This window comes from Moritella sp. 5 (assembly GCF_018219455.1).
Classification (GTDB): Bacteria; Pseudomonadota; Gammaproteobacteria; order Enterobacterales; family Moritellaceae; genus Moritella.
Genome location: NZ_CP056122.1, coordinates 1,830,429 through 1,850,467, shown reverse-complemented (window position 1 = coordinate 1,850,467; position 20,039 = coordinate 1,830,429). Strand labels below are relative to the sequence as shown.

The following is a 20,039-nucleotide window of genomic DNA, read 5'->3' as shown; positions in this document are numbered from 1 at the left end:
GTGTATCATTCGCCGCCATTAACAGTTTCAAGTTTGCTAATCACAGACTCATAAGTAGTATTTATTGCGTTAGTCAGGTCGCCATCGGTACCTAAAAATTGCAACATAATTAATGACATTGCAGCCGCTAAAATTGCATATTCAATTGCCGCTGCACCGCGTTGTTTTTGTTTATTGTTTTTCATTTTTCATCTCTATTATTTTTATGGTGACGTTAACAAATAGGCTATTAGCTGCAACCAACAGCCTATTTATAAACAGTTAATGAATTGATTAATCGACAGACATCAAACGATATACATATTGACCTGAATATGAATTGGATTTATTTACATCCGAGGTTGATTCGGTGACCATATTGAGACATTTTTGACGTTCATATTGCGCAGAGTCAGCACTCACATAACACAACGCTGAACTATATGGTTTCACATTGTTATAGCGGAATACTTCGCTATCAATAGGTGATAACATTTTAAGCTCCGCTAAACTTGGTATACGCCAATCTGTTTTATTGCATAATTTTTCGCTATTTTTCTGAACCACTTCAGCTAATACAGAGTCAGCATCTGAGCTAGACTGACCATAATATTTAACTCTTGTCATAATCTCTGCGTTATCAAACAGTTGCCATGTTTGCTTTGTTTCCGGCTGATATGCACATACTGCGGCATCAACATCAGTAGTCACAGAGCCTGCGCTATCAAGCAATTCATATGACAACTTAATTTCACTGACTAAACGACCTAATACAACTTTGTCTTCGTTTCCTTGTTTTAACGCATCACTATATGTTTCACGATTATTAACCGTTTTATAGTGATAGATTACTTGCTTATCACTGTAGCCTTCTTCAACAGTCCAATACCAAAACATAATGTCTGTTGAAGGATAATCGTCAGTATCATACTCAGGCTTAAAGGCAAGATGATGTGGGAATACATCAACATCGATTGTCGCACTACCCTTAACAACTCCTGTTTCCAATGAAATTAGCTGTTTTTTGCTTGGCAATGACCAATCATTACGTCCACATAACTGCGCAGTATTCGTTGACTCAACTAAACCACCAGTCCCCATCACACTCGCAATACCAGCTCCAGACGCATCAAATGCTAAATCATCTGCGCCATTTGGTAGCCCGTCTTTAAGCAATGTCCAAATTCGTTTACGCACAAGATCTCGGTTATCCATCACACAACGCCAGCCTTGTGCATAGGTTGTCGCGCTTGGAAGGTAGTCACCATTCATATCAAGTTTATAAAAGTGTGCTCCAACCACGGCATCTGCGGAAGCAACTTTATAACCAGCATCTGATGCACGTTTTAGGCCCGTTTCTGCAACTTCATTTAAGTCATCCACATCAGCTGACGTTGGTAAACTATTAAGCATAGCCAACAGCTTATCTAATGCTGAAAGCAACGCGGTATTATCCCCTTTTGGTAATTGATCCGTTGCGGTTTTCAGATCTGCTGTAATGCTACTGCTAGCCTTGATAAAATCATTGATAATCGAGGTAGCAGCAAATAAATCTAAACTCTTAGCGTGGATAATTGCACCATCACTTGCAGCGACTAATTCATCTTGGGTAATGTTTGCTGCAATATTTTGATCCGTTAGTTGAATCAAAGCTGTTAACGCTGGGGTTACTTTCGTCGCGGTGAAAAATGAGGTATGTAACGCCGTGAATTTAATGAACTCTGCATTAGCTAATGCAGTATTTTCTTTAATCTTCACTTTAATGCTATTATCAACACTTCTATCATTTTCAAGCATCGTCGAATAAATAGCTAACAAGCCAAGCCTTTCTTTATATTTAGCCAGCTCTAATTCTAATACATTAAATGTCGCTTTAGTCTTGATTTCTAACGCTTGAACATCGGATAATAGTGAAGACAAAGGATTGTCAGAGAGAACATCAACACCATTAATAACAGTAACAATGTCAGTTAAAGTCGTTTTCCATTCACCGTCATGTAACAAAACTGAAGCTTGAATATCAGTATTTACCGCCTTACTTTCAGCCACTATTTCAGCAATTTCAGGGACAGCCCAACTACCAACAGCAATCGCATAATCATACGACGTCGTATTTTCTTTACCCGCACTGATTTTTTTCAGCGTCACCGCATCACTTTCTGAAGCCCAATATGAACTATGTCGAGAATCACCAATTAACTGTTTCTCAAAAGCACTTGGCACATAGTCAGAGTTAACTAAGGTTTTAGCTATCATTTTAGTTGTACTTAAAAACGTCCAATTTGGCATACTACAAAATGAAGGGCTTAGCATATCTAGAACACCATCTGCCGAATCATTAAAGCCCGCATAAGCCCAAAACTGTGGGTTTTCACCATTTACATCGTATTCAATGTAACAACCATCAGTATCCGCCTTAGACCAATTACCTGTTGATGTTAAATCTTGCGCTTGGTTCCAAGTTTTCATTGATACAACACGCGTCACATAAAATTTTTCACTCGCAGCCGTGGCAAACAATACTGGACCAGCAGGGTTCACTTTATTCATGATCGCGTTTTTCTTAACGCGAACGCCGACTTTGCTTTTATCATAAGCTTTTGGACCAATGTGTTGAGGTTTACTCGTCACTGCCTGCCATGTAACCCCGCCGTCATTAGTAAATTCGTAATGTTCAGGTTTATCGTAGCCAGCCACCCATGCCCAGCTAAAACCATTTGTTTTCACTTCAGGCTCATGACTAGGACTACCTATATGCGCATTGAAAATCTTAGGGAGAGTTGGCGCATCAATTACAACTGGTACACCCGCAGTAAATGCTTGCGTACTGATTAAAGCAGCACCGGCTGCAGTGCCCGTTGCAACATTTTCTTTAACACGTACTTGTACGTGCCCAGTATCAATATCAACATCACCAACCACTAAAGGTTTATCCGTAACGGTAGTCCACGCTTTCCCAGCTGTGAGTGAGTATTCATAATCGCTATTATGATTAAAGCCACTAACCAGCGTCCAATCAAACGTATTTAAGTCATCATCTTGTAAAGGGTTGGTTGGTGCGACAGGTCGAAGCGGATCTACATTCTTAGTGTAAGGTGACGTATTCACAAGCGCGTCACTCACACTTCTGTTTGTCGCAGAATCAGCTTTAACACGTACCTGAATCTCCCCAATAGCGTAAACAGCATCAATGGCTAACTGATGAGGATTTCCATTAACTGCCGTCCATTTTTGGTCTTGCACTTTAATTTCATAAAACCGTTTGTCATTGAAATTATGACTCCAGGTCCAGCCAAACTGATCTAAATCATCATTAGTAATTGGGGTTGTAGGTGCATCAGGTTTAACAATCGGATTCGTTGGATTCGTTTGATCCGTTGGACTCGTTGATTTTTTATCCGGAGTGCTATCGTTACATCCCGTCAATAATGTGCCTGCAACCACTGTCAATGCGAGCAGTGATTTGTTAACCCCTAACAACATATTACATGTCCCTTTTTAATGTAGATTTAAATAACCTAATGAAAACTATAGTCAAACATAAAATTTCGCATATAATAACGATAATGATAGTGATTATCAATTGTATTCAGCACGTATACTCCGATAATTTTCTTTAGTGAACTAAAAGTGACCATAATACGAACAATGGTTAGTATTAAATTTCAACAAGCGAAGTATTATTTTTATGCATGGAAAGTACAAACTGTCGAAAATAGCGACTATTTTAGCAAGCTGTAGCCTTGTGATTAGCTGTGGTGGTGAACAAACAAGTAAGACAACATCTGATATTTACGACTACAGTAAATTACCAATTTGCTTGGATGCAGATCGTAATAATGCGTGCGGTCAACAAGAGGAACAAGTACCGAGCTTAAAGAGTGTTTCTAGTGCTAATACGGCACCTTACTTAATTGATAATTCGGGGTATTTTTTCACCGCGACAGCGAGTGCAGCAGTAATCAGCCCATTCACAACCTTAATCCAAAATGAAGTACTGTTTAACCCGCAAGTTGCGGGTAGTGAAGAACAAGCTAAAGCACTTTTAAAGCAGATTTTTGGAACAAAATATAACATTGATTTTTATAAACTAAATGATATGCACGGTCCAAAAGAGCCCACTAAATTATTACTTGCTTCATTCAAACATGCACTGTACTTGCAAGGTGATTCAAAAGCGTTAAAAATCTCGGCTGCTGTCGATAAAATGGTGAGCAGTCGTAATTTTGATATTACCGAAAGCTTGTCACAAGCAGATCTAGACAATAGCTATGTTAACTTGAGTAACCGCTACCTAATCCCAGGTTCTTATCCTGTAAATACTCTCTTTTCATCCTCTCCAATTACCATGAATGAAAATACAGGTATGTTACTTGCCCTCGCCAACGGTGATAAATTATTACAAGTAGATACCACGACTGGCTCGAGTCAATTATTTACACCTACAAGTACAACACCATCACTACCGAGTATGTCGACATTTGATGATCATGACGATGACGATGATGATGATGATGATGACGATGACGACTGTGATGATGACGATTACGATTATAAGGATCACTGTGATGGACAAAAACAACTTACATCCACAATGACATTTGCAGCACAAGGCAAACATGATAAGAACGCTTATTTAATTTATCAACCGACTATTTATGGTGACAGAACTGTCAGTAAGACATGTAATAGCACGGGTAATAATGGCATTTATCTAACCGAATTAGGTAAAAATAGCAAGGCATCGCCTTTATCTTCCGCACTAAGTATAGATACGTTCAGCAAAGCGTCAGGTGGAGGTGAAGTAACACCCGTAGAACCCTCACTTCCAGATTCATCTGCCGACTGTAAAAACAACAATATCAGTAACTTAGTTGTTTCTTACAATCAAGATTGGGTCACGGCCGTATTTACAAATGGTTATGGGGGAGATGCTGAATTACAACAATTATCAAGCTCCACATTAAAGCAAACAGGTAAGCGTTATACATTATCTTCAAGTCAAGCAAACCTCATATTGAGCAAAGAGCAAAAATTATTACTGGTGTTACAAACTTCAGGAACCGCCGCAGCAGTTGTCGATGCCGAAACCTTGGGTCTGCGTGGCGAAATCATGAAGGACAACATTGATTTTGCCGCCTTCGTCAATGACGATAAATCTTTGATTGTCAGTGATAAAACCAATACCTTAAGTTGGTTTAATATCGCTCAGCCAACATCACCGAATGCGACCTTAGTATTGTCCGAAAACGTAACTAAATTAGCTTCAGATCCGACAGGTAAGTTTAGTGCCGCACTCACCAATAAAAAAATATATCTCATTGATAATAAATCACAAACCGTTATTTATTCACAGGATTATTCGCAACGATATGTCTACGGTATGAGCATGTTAAGTAACCGTATCATTATTAGTCGTTCAGGGGCTATTGATTACATCCAATTTGATAATTTGACTGGTTCACCGATTAAAGTGGCAGAGCAGATGTTATCAAAAGACTTGCTAACTCGCTGGTCTGCCATCTCAGGCCGTTCATTAGTCGCAATGACATTAGCTGAATTATTACAAGATAGTGGTGAAGAGGATGCCATAAGTCAGCCATTTAGTGGCATTGATTTGCAATGGCTACCAACAAGCGCAACAACAATTGAAGAGGTAAAAAAAGTCGTGATTAGCGGCGTTTATCGCGATGAGCGTATTAGCTTATCTAAAGTGATATAAGTTCTGAATAAACCTATCGAACCGCCTTGCGCCTTGATAGGTTTATTCAACACTGTAGCTGTATTAGTACTTTGTTTTCATGTTATTCACTAACTGACTTAACATCGCTGATAAACGTTCAATTTTGATATTGGATAACTGTCGGTAATCAAAATAAGGGCAAACAATTAAACGCTTTGCAGTATCAATAGCAAACTCTTCATCTAACCAAATTAAGTTAGCCTCTAATTCACCAGATGCTAGTAGTTGCTTGGCATAAGTACGTCCACATATAATGTGAATTATCTGTTCATTAGCATCAAACAAAGGTGGGCTGAATAGCAATGCTGTTTTACTACCTGCTTGTAACAAATGTTCGTCTCGATACATTTGCCAAGTAGGCGCCCGCTGCGCAAACGAAAAATGATCCGGATTTAATGCATACAACAATTTGGCATAGACGTTAAAAACTTTACGCCAGCCATTGCCACATGCTTGACCTATGGCATTAACTTCTCCAGTCACCAGTGAACTAACGCTATTTATACCTTGGTACTCCAACATATTAGGAGTATTTGCTAGATACACAGCAAAAGTAAATTTAGAACAACCAAGACCTTTGTTTGTCATCACGCACTACGCCTATATTTCTATTATTAAACAGCGCATATTATACATAGCTATAAGCAACTTAAAACACGCTTCAGCTTAACCAAGCACAGAAACACCCGAAGCTTTTATTATTGATAAAACTAAACCAACAGAGAACACCGTATTTACAACCAGAAAAATTAAAGATATCGATATCGCTAATCCATTATCACGATACTTACCGACCAAGTAATTAAACACTTTCCGAATCATTGCCAGAGCAATAAAAAATAAACTCACACCAGACACAATACCGATTACTAATGGTACAACGTCACTGGTTTTATCATATATGACAAATAATAGACCCGTTACGCCTAGCCAGCCTAGCCATAAAAACCACAAGTTAGCATACTTTTTGTCGAGCGATAATTCGCCCAAATCAATCAGTATTTGAAAGAAAATAACGGCGATACTTTTATTTCCCGAATTACTTCCAGTTCTATTTCCAGACCGACTTCCGACTCTATTACTAGACCTACCCATAGCGACTCCATCCCAAATTATAAGTGGTTGTTTATAATAACTTCCTTGTGTCTAATCACTGTTGATACAACACACGTATCATCATTACATTACTTAGTTATAAGCATCAAACTAAAATCTAAATGAAACAAAAATTTAATAAACAATGAGATGGAAGTATGGTTAATGAATTTATAGGTAAGTTCGATCGACTAGACTAGCCAGCTTGAACAAATAGACTGCAATAATCCCTTATAATATTAATCAAGATCAACAAAGCTTTTGTTATCCAAGCCTTTCTGCACACAAGTATTTACAGCCATTAACCTCGATGTAAAAATCACATCACTCTCGATATTAAGGCCTACGTATGCAAACTCCTCTCGACCAAGCGATGTTACAAATTGCACTCGATCTCAATTTAAATTTACCGTCAGGTCATCATTACCAACGTTTGATGCAGTCGTTACAGTCGGTTCTACCTTGTGATGCCAGTGCTTTGTTCATTCTTGACGATGAAGGGTTATTATCGGCAGCTGCCGTCAATGGCTTATCTGATGAAGTATTAGGCCAACGATTCGACCCGCAGCAGCACCCTCGCCTACAAGCTATTCTAGCCAACCGAGAACCTGTGCGCTTTCCCGCAAGCTCAACCTTGCCCGACCCCTTTGACGGGTTATTAAAAGACGATCCGAATCGGTCGATAGACGTGCATGACTGCATGGGTTGTAGCTTATATGTTGAAGATCATTTGGTTGGCCTTATCACCCTTGACGCCATGCAGGTCGGCGCTTTCAAGCGCATTGACAATATAACCGTTGCCACCTTTGCAGCATTAGCCGCTGCAACCATTCGCAATGTAAATCAAGTTGAGGCCCTACGAAAAAGCCACCAGCAACAGCAAAATATGAACCAAGTGCTCATTCAAGAAGCCCGGAATAAAGGCGGTGAATTGGTCGGTATAAGTCCCGAAATGCAAGCTCTGCGTAACAATATTAACATGGTGGCTTATTCCAATTATGCTGTATTAATCAGTGGTGAAACAGGCACAGGGAAAGAGTTAGTCGCCCATGCTATCCACTCCAATTCCTCACGCGCAACACAACCTATGATTTACGTAAACTGCGCGGCATTGCCCGAAAGTCTGGCTGAGAGTGAATTATTTGGTCATGTTAAGGGGGCATTTACAGGTGCTATCAGTAATCGGCCGGGTAAATTTGAGTTGGCCGATGGCGGCACTATATTCTTAGATGAAATTGGTGAATTACCCTTATTAATGCAGGCCAAACTACTGCGAGTTATTCAGCAAGGTGAAGTACAGCGAGTCGGTGCAGATAAGAACTTAATGATAAATGTCCGCATTATCGCTGCAACTAACCGTAATTTAACCGAAGAAGTCGCAGCAGGCCGCTTTCGTAGTGACCTGTTCCACCGTTTAAATGTATTTCCTATTAACGTGCCACCACTGCGAGACCGCTGGGGGGATGTTGCGGTATTATCTGGGCATATTCTTGATCGGGTTCGTTCACAATTTAATGTGGCTAAATTGCAACTGCACCCACAAGCATTAACCGCACTTAATCACTACAGTTGGCCGGGGAACGTACGCGAATTAGAACATACCTTAATGCGTGCAGGGTTACGGGCTATTCAAGCACAACAAAGCCTGATTTTACAGCAGCACTTATCCGATGAAGTAAGCCAGACTGCCTCATTCGAAGCAGAAACAGAAATAAATGACTTGCCTACGACATCGTTTGAACTACGGGGCGCAGTAGAAGTGTATCAAACCAAGCTCATTTCGCATGCGCTGCAGCAATCAAACTTTGTTTGGGCACAAGCCGCAGAATTCTTACAAATGGATCGCGGTAATTTATATAAAATGGGAAAAAAACTCGGAATTAAGCCCAAAGCGTTACGTGCAGTCGCGTTAGTTTAAAACACATCGATAACCATTAATGATGTACTAATCACATCAGCATTGATGTAGTTAGTACATCGAACTCAATATACAAAAAACATAAAAACGATAAATATCAAACAGATAAAACTTGGCACGTTCAGTGCAATATAGATCCCGAGATCATCGTTAATTCGATATCAATAATATAATTATAATTATAATGGAGTCTTAAATGTTCTGTATTCAATGTGAGCAAACTGTTCAAACCCCTGTGTCGAAAGGCTGTTCTTATACTCAAGGTATGTGTGGTAAAACGGCTGATGTTTCAGACCTACAAGACGTACTCGTATTTAATTTACAAGGCGTGTCTTTTTGGGCCGAGCTAGCACGTAAATACAACATCATTGATGCTGAGATCGATGCTTGGGCACCACGTGCATTTTTCTCGACGCTAACCAACGTTAACTTTGTGCCAGAGCGTATTACTGAATACACTGAAATTGCTGAGCGTTACAAAATCCAACTACGCACGCAAGTAATGGCTGCTGCAGCAGCGGCGGGCGAAGCGTTACCTGAATTATCTCCTGCTGCACAATTTGTATTACCAGCAACCGCTGAAGAAGTCATGAATTTTGCACCCGAAGCGGCGGTTAACCGTGGTCATGACGAATTACACGAAGACATTATTGGTTTGCGTTTATTATGTTTATACGGCCTTAAGGGTGCTGCAGCATACATGGAACACGCAAACGTACTTGGCCAAAGTGACGAATCAGTGAGCGGTGAATATCATCAGATCATGGCATTCTTAGGCACTGAACCGACGGATGCAAATACGTTATTAGAAACATCAATGCAAATTGGTTTACTAAACTACCGTATTATGGAAATGCTAGACAAAGGTGAGACAGATACCTTTGGTCATCCACAACCAACTCAAGTAAACGTAAAGCCGGTTGCTGGTAAGTGTATTCTGGTTTCTGGTCATGACTTACATGATTTAGAAAAGATCCTGCAACAAACCGAAGGTAAAGGGATCAATGTTTATACCAACGGTGAAATGTTACCTGCACACGGTTACCCTGAACTTAACAAATACCCACACTTGGTTGGCAACTTCGGTAGTGCTTGGCAAAATCAGCAAAAAGAATTTGCTAACTTCCCCGGTGCTATCGTAATGACATCTAACTGTCTAATCAATCCGAATGTGGGTCAATACGCAGATCGCCTATTCACCCGTAGTATTGTTGGCTGGCCTGGCGTTGTGCATATTGAAGGCGATGATTTCTCACAAGTGATCGAATGTGCCTTAGCTCAATCTGGTATTGCGCACACCGAAATTGAACACAAGATCACAGTCGGCTTTGGCCGCAATGCATTAATGGAAGCGGCACCTACCGTTATCAATGAAGTGAAAGCAGGTAATATCAAACACTTCTTCTTAATCGGCGGCTGTGACGGTGATAAGTCAGAGCGCAGTTACTTCACTGATTTAGCCGTGAATACGCCGAAGGACTCGGTAGTATTAACCTTAGCTTGTGGTAAATACCGTTTCAACAAAAAAGAATTTGGTGATATCAATGGTATCCCACGTTTATTAGATGTTGGTCAATGCAACGATACTTACTCCGCTATCCAACTGGTATTAGCATTAGCAGAAGAGTTTGATTGCGGCGTAAACGAACTGCCATTAAGCATCGTATTGTCTTGGTTTGAACAAAAAGCCATCGTGGTGCTACTGACGTTATTCGCGTTAGGTATCAAAGGTATTTATACCGGTCCGACAGCGCCAGCGTTCTTGACTGACAACTTGATCAAAGCATTACAAGATAACTTTGATATGCGCAGTATTGGTGACGTTGATGCTGACTTAGCGACCATGTTAGCGGGTAAATAATACTAGCTGGTAAATAGTATTCTCTAGCCAATGCGATCATATTCGCATTGGTTAAAGTACATTCGACACGCCATAAACCATCCAAACCTTCAATTATCACTGCGATAGGTGCAATCATGTCTTCTACAAAAACACCATCTTCAACGCTTTCTCCACCTGTACTTAAGTCTCTTAAATTGAATAGCTCAGGATTAGGTCAATCTGCGACAAGCAAAGAACAACCAGCGCCTGTAAGCAGTAAACTACAAGCACCAACACTATCTACATTAAAAATATCAACACCGAAATTTTCATCACCAAAACTAGCAACGCCAAAGCTTAGCTTTTCTCTCGGTGGTGATAATTCAACGATCACAACAAAACCAAGCTCAGCAAAACCATCATCAAAGCTTTCAACACCAAAACTGAATTTCTCACTTGGTGAAACAATCACCAAGCCAAATTTAAAACCAGCAGCATGGTCGCCTTCGGCAACACCATTAGTCTTAGTTAAGCGTGAATCAGAAACCCATGACTCGATGAGCTTTACCTTTGCAGCTGCAGATCAAGCACTATTTGATTTTAAGCCCGGTCAATTTGTTACTTTAGCAGTGAAGATAGAAAATAAAACCCATTATCGCGCCTATTCAATTAGCTCAGCACCACAACAAAAGCAGTTACGTTTGACCATTAAACGCGTACCCGATGGCTTAGTCTCTAACTGGCTTGCAGATAACTTAAGTATCGGGGATAGCTTGTCAGCATTAAACATTGCGGGTCAATTCAATAGCAGTGATTGTAAGCACAAATCTAAACTGCTGCTTATCAGCGCAGGTTGTGGTATCACACCAGTCATGTCGATAGCAAAGACATTATTAGCGCACAATAGCGATGCTGACATTGAATTTTTACATTGTGCCCGAGATAAAGACAACGTTATCTTCCATGATGAAATGCAGACGTTACTTACGCAATATAGTAATTTCAAAGTGCAATTGCTATTAGAAAACAGTGACGGCTTTGCGAGTTTCAGTGCTAATGACAATACGAATGAAAAGACGAATAGCAGAGCCTTGTCGCATCAAACAGGCATGGTCAGTGCCGACGTGATTCGACAGTTGTATCCAGATCTAAATCAACGCACTATTTTCCTATGCGGTCCTGTCGGCTTCATGAAAGCGGTTGAAAATATAGCCCAAGAAAGTGACTTTGATATGGCCAACTTCTTCCAAGAAAGCTTTACACCTGCAGCAGATAACAAACAACAAGATCAGATCTCATCAGGCGCTACAGAAACAAGTGTCATGCTACACGTCCCTGACTTTGCGGTTGAAGCAGAAGTCATTCAAGGTTCATTGTTATTAGATGCATTAGAAAAGCATGGCGTTCCCGTTATTGGTGCATGTCGCGCCGGGGTTTGTGGATCTTGTAAGTGTAAAGTAACCAAAGGTTCAGTAACGTCGACAAGTACCGAGACCCTCACCGAAGAAGATGTTGAGCAAGGGTTTGTATTAGCCTGCTCAAGTACTCTTAGAGATGATGTGACTGTCGCATTAAGCTAATGAATCATCTTGTGACTTAAATCCTGGTTCCCAATTCGATAATACAGCCATAATACACCTCTACTATGGCTGTATTATCGAATTTTTCGACCCAGTGTTATATTACAGTTAATGCATTACGTTACATATCTTACATTTACCCCTAATAGGTTACATTCCGTTACATTTCATTATGTTTAATTACATTTGCATCATGATAGGATTATTGCTTATCAAAACAATAACCAAAGGAAAGAGTTATGATCTATGCAGCACCAGGTACTCAAGATGCACTTGTTAATTTTAAACCGCGTTACCAAAATTTCATTGGCGGCCAATGGGTAGAGCCACAAAACGGCTGTTACTTTGATAACATTAGCCCAATAAATGGCGAAGTCATCTGTCAAATACCACGCTCAAATCACCTTGATATCGAACTTGCACTAGATGCCGCCCATAAAGCCAAAGATGCTTGGGGTACTACATCTGTTACTGCCCGTTCTAATATACTGCTAAAAATAGCCGATCGTTTAGAAGAAAACCTGACTCAACTCGCAATAGCAGAAACCTGGGATAACGGTAAAGCAATCCGAGAAACATTAGCTGCAGACATTCCTTTGGCGGTTGATCACTTCCGTTATTTCGCAGGTTGTTTACGTGCTCAAGAAGGTAGTATCGGTGATATTGACGAAAACACAGTGTCTTATCACTTCCATGAACCTCTTGGAGTCGTAGGTCAGATCATTCCTTGGAACTTCCCTATTCTTATGGCTGCATGGAAACTCGCACCTGCACTGGCTGCTGGTAACTGCGTGATCCTTAAACCTGCAGAGCAAACACCTGCATCTATTTTAGTATTAATGGAATTAATTGAAGATCTATTACCAGCCGGTGTACTGAATATCGTCAACGGCTATGGCGCTGAAGCAGGTCAAGCCCTTGCTAGCAGTACTCGTATTGCTAAAATAGCCTTTACTGGTTCCACTCCTGTTGGTTCACATATCCTGAAATGTGCAGCCGAAAACATTATTCCATCAACGGTCGAGCTGGGCGGAAAATCACCGAACATCTTCTTCCCAGATATCATGGATCATGAAGATGCTTATCTAAGTAAATGTATTGAAGGTGTAGTACTCGCCTATTTCAACCAAGGTGAAGTCTGTACTTGCCCATCTCGATTACTGGTTCACGAAGACATCTACGAGCAATTTGTCGCTAAGATCATCGAACGTACCAAATTAATCAAACGTGGTAACCCGCTAGATACCGAAACTATGGTTGGTGCGCAAGCGTCACAAGAGCAATTTGATAAGATTTTAAAGTATATTGAAATTGGTAAAGCTGAAGGCGCAGAGCTACTCATTGGTGGCGATATTGAAGAAGTACATACCGATTATGAAGACGGATTTTATATCCAACCAACGCTGCTTAAAGGCACGAATGATATGCGCATCTTCCAAGAAGAAATTTTTGGACCAGTGATCGCAGTAACCACCTTTAAAACCGAAGAAGAAGCGCTTGAATTAGCCAATGATTCTGAATTTGGCTTAGGTGCGGGAGTTTGGAGTCGCGACATGAATGTAGCTTACCGCATGGGCCGTAAGATCCAAGCAGGCCGCGTATGGACGAACTGTTACCACATGTACCCTGCCCACGCAGCGTTTGGCGGATATAAAAAATCAGGTGTCGGCCGTGAAACTCATAAGGTTGCTTTAGAGCATTACCAGCAGACCAAAAATTTACTGGTCAGTTATGATGTGAACCCGCTAGGTTTTTTCTAATTAAACCTCCCTCTATTCTGATTTAATAAATTAGCAGCTTAATGGTTAGCCCATTATCGTTAAGTTGCTAAATTAAACCTCTGCCCCTAATCAAAAAAGCCTCCAATTAGGAGGTCAAATTAAATAAACCACTAAAATGGATTTTTATTATGAAGTTAAAAGTTTTACCAATATCTTTACTCACAGCACTATTGTTTAGTACCTCAAATTATGCGGCACTAGGAGAGCATGATGTTAATTTTGACAACGATGCTTTAACTCATAAACATAAAGTTCGTGACTTTAAATTTTATGCATCTCTATATGAGAAAAAATCTAATAAGCTTGATCGTATTTTACAAAGAAATCAAAGCAACCAAAAAAAGATTAAAGCTATTTCTAAATTATTCTTAGATTCGTCCTATGTGAAAAACCGTCTTATTGGCTCTGATATAGAAAAAGAAAGGTTTGTAGCAGATTTCAGAGCATTAGATTGTTTTACCTTTTTAGATTATGTAGAAGCTTTAAGAAAATCATATGATTTCTCATATGATTTTTCAGATAATTTAATCAACACGCGATATAAAAATAGTGAAGTAGATTTTTTATTAAGAAAACATTTCTTTTCAGACTGGACTTATGTAGATGATAATGGGGACAGAAATGCTGAAGATGTGACAGAAGATTTAACAGATAACACGAAAACGATACAAAAAGAATTAAATCAAAAAGAGGATGGTGGAACTTACATCAAGGGATTAGCAATAACCTCAAGAAAAATAACATATATTCCAGGGGAAAGTATAGATGACAGTGTAGTGAATAATCTTAAAAATGGTGACTACATTGGTATATATACAAACATAAAAGGACTAGATGTAACCCATACTGGGATATTTATTAGAGGGAAGAATGGACCAGTATATAGAAATGCATCATCTATCTCTAAAAATATGAAAGTCGTTGATACACCATTTTTAGAATATGTCCAAGATAAACCAGGAATTGTAGTCTACAGAGCACTTTAAAATTTCGACCCTGTCTCGAAATATTGAAGCTGCTATGGTACTAGTCAAGCGGTTATGTTCAATAGCCCCATGTTGATGATTTTTATCTCACTTAATAACACATATTAACCACCCTACACCCGCCAATACAATTTACTACCAAAGGGGTACTGGTCTGTGTATGATATTACCAGCACCTCTTATTGGCTAGGGCTGGTACATTCACCATGTTGCACATTAATCACAGCCTTAATGGTACCCAACTTTTTCTTGGGACACTTAATGTGAAATCGATTTAAGAAGCCATACCTAAAATAATTAAATCATCATTAATAACAAATAGGATAATAATGAAAAAAATATCATTAATAATAGCGTCTTTACTTTGTAGCGCTAATAGCTTTGCTGACTCTATAACTTTATCCACAGATGGCAACATGAGTGATAGAAATATTTTCATACTAAAAGTTTATAATAAAGAAGAAAACCCTAATGAACCACTGGGTATATTGTGCACATATAACAATGACAACAAAGACTTATGTAAGGCTTATAAAGTAGATGAAAAAACACAATTAGATCTTCCTAAAAATTCAATATTTGAATTAAAACAAGCAGGTGCTTGGCAAGATTACTACGTGGGAACCATATCATCGACATCAGCAAATCAAACTGAATGTAATTATACAGTTCATGTATCGTACCCTGATGAATATACAGAAGAAGTCAGTTTAAAAGGAAGTCACGGCTGTGAAATAATCAGGGCTAAATCGGTAAAGTAAAATCAGGGCTAATACAAATAATCCGGGTTATATCTATGCCAACTTAAAGATCAAAAAGACCTCCAATTAGGAGGTCTTATGTCATAAACCACAACAAACTAAAATGTTGATGCGATAGAGCTTACTTTTCAGTTATATTAATTGATGTACTTATTGCTTTATTCAGCTCTGCCCTTGCTTCCAACTCAGTTAAAAGAGTATCTCGTTTTTCCACTTTGGCTAATAAAAAAGAAGTATTATTATTTTTATTATCTTGAACACCTTTGGCAACTACAGCTAAATGAGGATACGTTGATTCAAGAACGCAAGATCCTATCGCAGCGGTTCCTGCTGGATATTTGTTTTGAGATACTTTTTCAGCAGCTGCTGCCGTGCCTTCTGGAACCGAAATTTCCTCTACATTTAATGGGGTTTTCCATTTATAAATTTGCTTTAGTGCCGCAGGATGTGAAGCAATATATTTTATTTCATTCTTTTTCTTAATATCATCTGTATTCATCAATACGCACATTTCAATCGGTATTGAAATTAAAGCTTTAACATCAGTAATTTTATACTCTTGAACTGCTTTAACACTAGCTTGTACAAGATTACCTTCTATCGTGGAGTTGGTAACAGCAGCAAAGGCAAGCTCGTTATTTTCATTAGCTAACTTAAAAACATTTTTAGGTGTGCCTGAAAATATTACGTCAGCCCTTAGTTTTGGTTTCAGTGAAAATAATTGAGTTATTGCTGCATCATTAAAACTTCCTTTGGATGCTTGTACATACACGAGAGAATTTGTACCCGTGCTTGTCCCCATAAAAAATGCCAAACTAATAGCCAAAACAGCCCCAATAGATAGTATATATTTATTAAGTTTCTTCAAAATAACCTTTCCCTGTATTCAAATATGGGTAGTTAATCATAATTTTCATCTTATTGTTATAAATACTTATAACAAAAACAAAACAAGCTTCAAATTAATCAATAACTATCAAACTGTAAGCTTAACCATCAACAGAATACTCAAATAGTCGCTATGTAAAATATAGCGAACTAACCCCCACACATAATAACTTGCATTTTATTGCTAACTAATAGATTATTTGTATAGTCAATTAAGTTTAATTGATTACTCCATTATACTGCTATTAAAGTTAGATGTTATTAAGGTTAGACGCTATGAACAGTTCGCCGCGCTATATTCAAATCCAAGACTTCATTCTTGAAAAAATAAATTCTCACGTTTGGATGCCTGGAAGCAAGATCCCGACAGAACTCGAATTAACCAAACAGTTTAGTGTTAGCCGCATGACGGTAAATAAAGCGATCCGCGATTTAGTCAACAAAGGTCTACTGGAAAGAACGCCACGATTAGGTACGTTTGTCTGCCAGAAAAAGATTGAGTCATCACTGAGTGATATTCGTAATATTGCAGATGAGATCCGTCAACGTGGTAAAAACTACAGCAATAAAGTGTTAACGAAAGTGGCTATACAAGCGGATGATGAGATTGCCATGAGACTAGGTGTGAAGCTTGAAACCCCTATATTCTTCAGTGAAATCATTCACTTTGAAGATGATATTGCACTGCAACTTGAGTTACGCTGGGTTAATCCAGAATTTGCACCAAACTATCTCGAACAAGATTTCAATCTGGCGACACCCAATGAATACCTCACCAAAAACTGCCCATTAAGCTCGATTGAACATACTGTTGAAGCAATAATGCCAAGTGCCTCTATTCAGCAGCACTTGAATTTAACAGCGCAACAACCTTGTTTATTACTCAATCGTCGCACGTGGAGCAAACAAGATTTAATCAGTGTTGCGCTACTGTATCATCCAGCAGATAAATACAAACTCAGCCTAAAAGCCGAAATATAGCACCCGTATTAAAATCATTATGCCAAACAATGTGTCGGTTTTTTTTAAATCGACAACGATCATAAAAACACATTCATTTCATTAACAAAACCAGTACTTAGTCACAACAAGTTAATTTAAAACTTGCCATTTGTATCTAAATTGTCTATTTATTTGTATATACATTAAATGACGTGAGATTCTGATGAGTTTACTGCTAACGAATACAACAATTGTATCCATGGATCAAAGTGATTCAGATTACCAAATACAGCCTCATTGTTTCATTGCAATTGCCCACGGCAAGATAGTCGAAATAGGTCCAATGCAGCAGTGCCCGTCAGCAGACTACTCACACATTATCGATTACCAAAACCGCCTTATTACACCGGGTCTTATCGACAGTCATACCCATCTGGTTTTTGCAGGTAACCGTGCCAAAGAGTTTGAGCAACGCTTAACTGGCGTGCCGTATGAAACAATCGCCAAACAAGGTGGCGGCATCCTATCGACCGTAAACGCGACTCGCGCAGCAAGCGAAAGACAACTTGTTGAACTCGCCCTACAACGTCTATCTGCACTGATCTCAGATGGCGTTACCACGATTGAAATCAAATCGGGTTACGGCTTAACGCTGGAAGACGAATTAAAAATGCTACGCGCAGCTAAACAATTAGAGCTGCATGCCAGTATTAAAGTATCAACAACACTACTGGCCGCACACGCCGTACCACCTGAATATAAAGACAATGCCGATAGCTATATCCGCTATGTGTGTGACGAAATAATACCAGCCGCAGTTGCAGCTAAACTCGTGGACTCTGTGGATGTATTCTGCGAAGGCATTGGTTTTAACTTGGCACAAACGAAAACCGTTTTCGAGGCTGCTTTATCTTATGGATTGGGCATCAAAGGCCACACAGAACAATTAAGTAACCTTGGCGGAAGTGAACTTGCCGCAACAATGGGCGCGACCTCGGTTGATCATATCGAATTCCTTGACGAGCAAGGCGTGAAAGCACTTGCTGAACATGGCACTGTCGCGACCTTGCTTCCCGGCGCATTCTACTTTTTAAGAGAAACCCAACTACCACCCATTGAATTACTGCGTCAACATAACGTGCCAATGGCATTAGCAACCGATTTTAACCCAGGTACCTCACCTATCGCATCGTTAACTATGATGATGAATATGGGCTGTACTTTATTTAGATTAACGCCTGAAGAAGCATTACGTGGCGTAACTTGCCATGCGGCACGCGCGTTAGGGTTACAAGATTCACGCGGCCAAATTAGAGTTGGCTATGATGCTGATTTGGCAATCTGGAATATCGAACACCCTGCACAGCTCGCTTATGAAGTGGGTACACCAAGATTACACTCTCGCATCGTTAACGGAGAGATTTGTCATGACTAAAACAACGGATTCCGCAGGTTCCCAACATACAATAACGAATCATGCCGCAACTAATGCTGATATTTGGCAGGGTCGAATTGACGCCGAAGACGGTGAAGCAGGCATGCGTTTTCATCAAAAAGTCACTTTAATCGGAGAAGACGAGCGATTAACAAATGGCAAGCAACCTACAAACCAAGCTGGAGTTGTCCTACTCGGTTTCGCTTGCGATGAAGGTGTAAAACGTAATAAAGGCCGTGTTGGCGCAGTACAAGCACCGGATCTTATTCGTAAAGCCCTCGCAAATACCGCATGGCATCATGACAATGCTGCTTTTACAGATAGAGATACAGGTACTAGCACGTCAACCTTTGTTGATGCAGGTAATATCTATTGCAACGATACTGATTTAGCCGCCAGCCAAAAAGAACTGGCCAACCATGTCGAGATAGCCCTCAACCAACAAAACAAAGTGATGGTATTAGGGGGTGGACACGAAATCGCTTGGGGAACATTCCAAGGATTAGCTCAGCATTTCCAAACAGCAAAAGTAAACAAACCGAAAATTGGCATTATCAACTTTGATGCCCATTTTGACTTACGCACCTATTCAGCAGACGAACAAGCGTTCCCAACTAGCTCAGGCACGCCATTTAATCAGATCGCGAAACACTGCCAACAACTCGGCTGGGCGTTTAATTATGCGTGCCTTGGTGTCAGTCGCGCCAGTAATACCCAAGCGTTATTCACCCTCGCAGATCAACTTGGAGTACATTATCGCGAAGACCACCAGCTGGCTTCTTATCACCTTGCCGAGCGTATCGAAGAGTTAATCGCATTTATTGATAATGTGGATTACCTCTATCTGACCATAGATATCGATGTATTCTCTGCAAGCACAGCGCCCGGAGTTAGCGCACCAGCAGCACGTGGGGTGAATTATGAAAGTGTCGAAGCATTACTACAACCCATATTTAACGCTAGAAATACCGCAGGCCAAGCAAAATTGCTAGTAGCTGATTTAGCTGAATACAATCCCAATTTTGATATAGACAATCAAACTGCAAGACTTGCAGCACGATTAACGTGGGATATCACCCGCGCCATGTTCAAGTGAAAAGGAAATCCTA

General features: G+C 39.8%; 15 protein-coding genes. 10 read left to right on the top strand and 5 right to left on the bottom strand.

The features are described 5' to 3' along the window. Positions 1–5 precede the first annotated feature (5 nt). Positions 6–185 (bottom strand): Flp family type IVb pilin, encoded by a 180-nt coding sequence (locus tag HWV01_RS08280; RefSeq protein WP_211674925.1) that lies wholly within the window; start codon positions 183–185, stop codon positions 6–8. An 88-nt stretch (positions 186–273) separates the two neighbouring features. Beyond that, positions 274–3,462 (bottom strand): hypothetical protein, encoded by a 3,189-nt coding sequence (locus HWV01_RS08275; protein WP_211674924.1) that lies wholly within the window; start codon positions 3,460–3,462, stop codon positions 274–276. Positions 3,463–3,667: 205 nt separating this feature from the next. Here HWV01_RS08275 and HWV01_RS08270 point away from each other — a divergent pair, with 205 nt between their 5' ends. Beyond that, positions 3,668–5,701: a hypothetical protein gene (locus HWV01_RS08270; RefSeq protein WP_211674923.1), complete on the top strand. Its 2,034-nt coding sequence runs from the start codon at positions 3,668–3,670 to the stop codon at positions 5,699–5,701. A 63-nt stretch (positions 5,702–5,764) separates the two neighbouring features. Here HWV01_RS08270 and HWV01_RS08265 read toward each other — a convergent pair whose 3' ends face one another. Together HWV01_RS08265 and HWV01_RS08260 are read right to left on the bottom strand one after the other, a co-directional pair. After that, positions 5,765–6,310, bottom strand: coding sequence for a hypothetical protein (locus tag HWV01_RS08265; RefSeq protein WP_211675744.1), 546 nt, complete (start codon positions 6,308–6,310; stop codon positions 5,765–5,767). A gap of 78 nt (positions 6,311–6,388) precedes the next feature. Then, positions 6,389–6,817 (bottom strand): hypothetical protein, encoded by a 429-nt coding sequence (locus HWV01_RS08260; protein WP_211674922.1) that lies wholly within the window; start codon positions 6,815–6,817, stop codon positions 6,389–6,391. Between the two features lie 349 nt (positions 6,818–7,166). On the opposite strand from HWV01_RS08260, the gene norR reads away from it, so the two are divergent. From norR to HWV01_RS08230, 6 genes are all read left to right on the top strand, one after another. Next, complete coding sequence (gene norR, locus HWV01_RS08255) at positions 7,167–8,735, top strand: nitric oxide reductase transcriptional regulator NorR (RefSeq protein WP_211674921.1); 1,569 nt, start codon at positions 7,167–7,169, stop codon at positions 8,733–8,735. 196 nt (positions 8,736–8,931) lie between these two features. Beyond that, on the top strand, positions 8,932–10,596 hold the full coding sequence (gene hcp, locus HWV01_RS08250) for a hydroxylamine reductase (protein ID WP_211674920.1): 1,665 nt from the start codon (positions 8,932–8,934) through the stop codon (positions 10,594–10,596). Positions 10,597–10,712: 116 nt separating this feature from the next. After that, positions 10,713–12,137 (top strand): hybrid-cluster NAD(P)-dependent oxidoreductase, encoded by a 1,425-nt coding sequence (locus HWV01_RS08245; protein ID WP_211674919.1) that lies wholly within the window; start codon positions 10,713–10,715, stop codon positions 12,135–12,137. A 239-nt stretch (positions 12,138–12,376) separates the two neighbouring features. After that, entirely contained in the window at positions 12,377–13,897 is a 1,521-nt protein-coding gene (locus HWV01_RS08240; protein WP_211674918.1) for an aldehyde dehydrogenase family protein, read from the top strand. 149 nt (positions 13,898–14,046) lie between these two features. After that, positions 14,047–14,904, top strand: a complete 858-nt coding sequence (locus HWV01_RS08235; protein ID WP_211674917.1) for an N-acetylmuramoyl-L-alanine amidase-like domain-containing protein — start codon at positions 14,047–14,049, stop codon at positions 14,902–14,904. Between the two features lie 329 nt (positions 14,905–15,233). Continuing rightward, entirely contained in the window at positions 15,234–15,665 is a 432-nt protein-coding gene (locus HWV01_RS08230; RefSeq protein ID WP_211674916.1) for a hypothetical protein, read from the top strand. Between the two features lie 121 nt (positions 15,666–15,786). Here the strand turns inward: HWV01_RS08230 and HWV01_RS08225 are convergent, their stop codons facing one another. Next, on the bottom strand, positions 15,787–16,533 hold the full coding sequence (locus HWV01_RS08225; RefSeq protein WP_211674915.1) for a prephenate dehydratase domain-containing protein: 747 nt from the start codon (positions 16,531–16,533) through the stop codon (positions 15,787–15,789). Between the two features lie 296 nt (positions 16,534–16,829). Between HWV01_RS08225 and hutC the strand changes: the two genes are divergently transcribed. The 3 genes from hutC to hutG all read left to right on the top strand — a co-directional run bounded on the left by hutC (position 16,830) and on the right by hutG (position 20,026). Further along, positions 16,830–17,534 carry a histidine utilization repressor gene (gene hutC / locus HWV01_RS08220; protein ID WP_075473456.1) on the top strand — a complete coding sequence of 235 codons (705 nt, stop codon included), beginning with the start codon at positions 16,830–16,832 and terminating at the stop codon, positions 17,532–17,534. Between the two features lie 184 nt (positions 17,535–17,718). Then, on the top strand, positions 17,719–18,930 hold the full coding sequence (hutI, locus tag HWV01_RS08215) for an imidazolonepropionase (protein WP_211674914.1): 1,212 nt from the start codon (positions 17,719–17,721) through the stop codon (positions 18,928–18,930). Then, the gene (hutG, locus tag HWV01_RS08210; RefSeq protein WP_211674913.1) at positions 18,923–20,026 is read left to right on the top strand and encodes a formimidoylglutamase; all 1,104 of its coding nucleotides are present in this window, start codon (positions 18,923–18,925) and stop codon (positions 20,024–20,026) included. Before hutI ends, hutG begins: the two co-directional genes overlap by 8 nt. The last annotated feature ends 13 nt before the right edge of the window (positions 20,027–20,039 follow it).

What these genes read in the sequence shown, in the direction of transcription:
- HWV01_RS08280 (WP_211674925.1), bottom strand. Translation starts at nt 185, where the DNA reads ATGAAAAACAATAAACAAAAACAACGCGGTGCAGCGGCAATTGAATAT.
- HWV01_RS08275 (WP_211674924.1), bottom strand. Translation starts at nt 3,462, where the DNA reads ATGTTGTTAGGGGTTAACAAATCACTGCTCGCATTGACAGTGGTTGCA.
- HWV01_RS08270 (WP_211674923.1), top strand. Translation starts at nt 3,668, where the DNA reads ATGCATGGAAAGTACAAACTGTCGAAAATAGCGACTATTTTAGCAAGC.
- HWV01_RS08265 (WP_211675744.1), bottom strand. Translation starts at nt 6,310, where the DNA reads ATGACAAACAAAGGTCTTGGTTGTTCTAAATTTACTTTTGCTGTGTAT.
- HWV01_RS08260 (WP_211674922.1), bottom strand. Translation starts at nt 6,817, where the DNA reads ATGGGTAGGTCTAGTAATAGAGTCGGAAGTCGGTCTGGAAATAGAACT.
- norR (WP_211674921.1), top strand. Translation starts at nt 7,167, where the DNA reads ATGCAAACTCCTCTCGACCAAGCGATGTTACAAATTGCACTCGATCTC.
- hcp (WP_211674920.1), top strand. Translation starts at nt 8,932, where the DNA reads ATGTTCTGTATTCAATGTGAGCAAACTGTTCAAACCCCTGTGTCGAAA.
- HWV01_RS08245 (WP_211674919.1), top strand. Translation starts at nt 10,713, where the DNA reads ATGTCTTCTACAAAAACACCATCTTCAACGCTTTCTCCACCTGTACTT.
- HWV01_RS08240 (WP_211674918.1), top strand. Translation starts at nt 12,377, where the DNA reads ATGATCTATGCAGCACCAGGTACTCAAGATGCACTTGTTAATTTTAAA.
- HWV01_RS08235 (WP_211674917.1), top strand. Translation starts at nt 14,047, where the DNA reads ATGAAGTTAAAAGTTTTACCAATATCTTTACTCACAGCACTATTGTTT.
- HWV01_RS08230 (WP_211674916.1), top strand. Translation starts at nt 15,234, where the DNA reads ATGAAAAAAATATCATTAATAATAGCGTCTTTACTTTGTAGCGCTAAT.
- hutC (WP_075473456.1), top strand. Translation starts at nt 16,830, where the DNA reads ATGAACAGTTCGCCGCGCTATATTCAAATCCAAGACTTCATTCTTGAA.
- hutI (WP_211674914.1), top strand. Translation starts at nt 17,719, where the DNA reads ATGAGTTTACTGCTAACGAATACAACAATTGTATCCATGGATCAAAGT.
- hutG (WP_211674913.1), top strand. Translation starts at nt 18,923, where the DNA reads ATGACTAAAACAACGGATTCCGCAGGTTCCCAACATACAATAACGAAT.